The 2,848-nt window shown below is 50.8% G+C and carries 3 protein-coding genes; all 3 read left to right on the top strand.

The genetic code is table 11. The features are described from left to right. The first annotated feature begins 91 nt into the window (after window positions 1–91). The 3 genes from BL249_RS06740 to BL249_RS06730 all read left to right on the top strand — a co-directional run bounded on the left by BL249_RS06740 (window position 92) and on the right by BL249_RS06730 (window position 2,816). Complete coding sequence (locus BL249_RS06740) at window positions 92–682, top strand: plasmid pRiA4b ORF-3 family protein (protein ID WP_099707661.1); 591 nt, start codon at window positions 92–94, stop codon at window positions 680–682. Window positions 683–881: 199 nt separating this feature from the next. Continuing rightward, complete coding sequence (locus BL249_RS06735; protein WP_241898852.1) at window positions 882–1,391, top strand: recombinase family protein; 510 nt, start codon at window positions 882–884, stop codon at window positions 1,389–1,391. A 36-nt stretch (window positions 1,392–1,427) separates the two neighbouring features. Next, entirely contained in the window at window positions 1,428–2,816 is a 1,389-nt protein-coding gene (locus tag BL249_RS06730) for an ISKra4 family transposase (RefSeq protein WP_099707659.1), read from the top strand. The last annotated feature ends 32 nt before the right edge of the window (window positions 2,817–2,848 follow it).

The following is a 2,848-nucleotide window of genomic DNA, read 5'->3' as shown; positions in this document are numbered from 1 at the left end:
GAGAGCATGAAAAACCCTGGGGCAGTCATCGAATAGCTCATTTGCTGGGACTAGAATAACCGCCACCATTTCATAACAATACCTGCTGGCTATGAAGATCTACGTCATCAAAATAGCAGTTCGTGGAGTCAGTCCCATGGTCTGGCGTCGGCTAAGAATCGCTGCCGATACGTCACTGGCCGCACTTCACTTCATTTTCCAGATTGTGCAGGGTTGGGGTGATGACCATCTCCATCAATTTCACATTTATGGCAAAGATTACGGTATCTCTTACGACGGTGGCATTGGTTTTCCGGGTAACCCGTTCCGGATCGTGATTGATGATTTCGCTTTTGACACCGGCGATCGCTTTACCTACGAATACAACTTCTTTGAGCACTGGTTTCATGACATTCGTGTTGAGGCCATTCATGAAAACTCAACGCTGAAAACGCCATTTTGTATAAGCGGTAATGGTATGCCCGGAGCAACCGCTGCAGATGAAGCTGATAAGACTCTGGCGTTTCTGGAAGCCATCGTTAATGCGGATGATGCAACAACGGTCGGAGAAATCCGGCCCTTTATTGACGACCTGGATGCTGTCCGGTTCAACCGCAACAAAATTAACCGACAATTGAGCAGGCTCGACCTTGCGTCTCCGGCGCTGGAGCCTGAAGTGATTTGGCTGGGCCGCCACCGCTGACAGGTATCTATAAAGGTATGCGTTTTCAACATGCCTCGCAGACCCCCGGAAAAACGTCTATAAACCTCCCTAAGTCGGTGTTTATGGATTATTCTTTAAATCTCTATGATGTTTAAAGACCTTCCGAAGGTTTTACGTGCAATATGCCTACATCAGGGTGAGCTCAGCCGATCAGAATACAGCCCGTCAGGAAGAGGCATTGTCAAAGACGGGTTTTCAGCCAGATAAAATTTGCATTGAGCATGCCAGTGCGAAAGACACAAACCGCCCGGGGTTACAGGAACTCCTAGGACAATTACGGCCGGGTGATACGCTTCTGGTTCATTCCATCGATCCCCTTTGCCGGAATATGTCGGATATGTGCGCGGTCACAACCCGGCTTCGTGACCAGGGCGTTACCCTTATTTTTCTGCAGGAGCAGCTGACGTTCAGCGCCGGCACAAACAATCCGATGCAGGAGCTGCAGTTGCACATGATGTCGGCATTCAGCCAGTTTGAACGAGCCTTACTGAAGGAAAGGCAGGCCGACGGCATCGCCGCGAAAAAAGCACGGAGTGAAAAAACAGGGCGCCCCAGCGCCGATATCAAAAAGATCCAGGAGATTGACGCACTCAGAAGCAGAGGGGTCAGGCTCAGGATCGCCTGCGACCATGCGGGCCTTGGCGTTTCCACATACTATAAGCTTCGTCACCAGATGAACAACCAGTAGTCGGGAGATAGTCATCCACCACCGCAGGAGGCAATGATGCAACTGACGCTCCAGATAGTCATCACCGATGAATCAGGCTCCAGTCGAACGGAGGAGCTGATGACACTCCAGAAATCAGGGGAGGCCCGGAGCGACATCGGATTATCGGTACCAGAATCTAAGCTGTTGCTGAATACGGTCCAGCAGTCGGTGGTCCAGCTGCAGGCAGACGAATATACTCAACATCATATCCGGTGCCCTCACTGCCTTGCTGCACGCAGAATCAAAGGCAAACAGAACATAAAGTACCGAACGCTGTTTGGCGTTATTCCGGTATCCGGGCTTCGGGTGTACCGGTGCCGTTGTGAAGAGAGTGATACAAAGACCGTCAGTTTGCTCAGTGGCTGGGCTGGCGATTATTCTCACCCGGCACTGAAATATATAGAAACCCGCTGGGCCTCGATGATCTCGTATGAAATGACGACCCGTCTGCTTAAAGATATTCTGCCGGTGGGCCACAGCCTAAATGCCTCAACGGTGAGGAATCATTTATGCCAGGTCGCGCTGCGTCTTGACGCTGAGGCTGAAGCTCATTCAGGTGTTCTTTCCGGTTGTCCCCGCGACTGGGGGAACCTGCCCCGGCCAGGAAAACCGCTTGTGGTGGGTATAGATGGTGGTTATGTCCGCGATCAGGAGGACAAAAAGCGTAATTTTGAAATTATTGCCGGTAAGTCTTTTTCCATTGGAACGCCAGCAGAAACCCGCCGCTTCGGTTTTGTCCAGAAGGATGACTGTCATCCGGACCGCAGGCTCATGGCCCACCTTTCAGCGCAGGGAATGCAGGCCAACCAACAGATATTTTTTCTGTCCGACGGTGCGGATAATCTCAGGGACCTCCAGTTCGGTATGTACCCTGAGTCAACTCATGTGCTGGACTGGTTTCATATCACCATGAGGCTGACGGTGCTCATGCAATATGCCAGGGGACTGCTGGCATCAGATCCAGAAACAGGAGGTAAAGTTCTGGCTCTGCTGGAGAGCAGTAAACGATATCTATGGCATGGCAATGTTGTGGCCGCGCTGGAACATATTGATGATTGCGTCATGTATTGCGATGACTCTGAACTCAGCTATTCTGGCCTGAAATCCCTGCAAAAACATCTGGATGAAATGTATACCTACATCCGGAATAATAAGATGATGATCCCAAATTACGGCGAAATGCGCCGGTACGGGGAACCGGTATCAACCGCGTTTGTGGAATCCACGATCAATGAAGTGATCGCCAGACGGATGGCCAAAAAGCAGCAGATGCAGTGGAGCAGAAAAGGGGCTCATTATTTGTTACAGACCCGGACCGCTGTTTTGAATAACGAACTTCAGGATAAATTTGTCTGCTGGTATCCAGGTTTTCAAAGTGACGGAAAGGTATCAGCGGCGGCATAGCTCACACTGCCCCAGGATTTTTCATGCTCTCC

Source organism: Erwinia sp. OLFS4, assembly GCF_002752165.1.
In the GTDB taxonomy this organism is placed as follows: domain Bacteria; phylum Pseudomonadota; class Gammaproteobacteria; order Enterobacterales; family Enterobacteriaceae; genus Izhakiella.
This window is presented reverse-complemented; position numbering and strand designations above follow the sequence as displayed.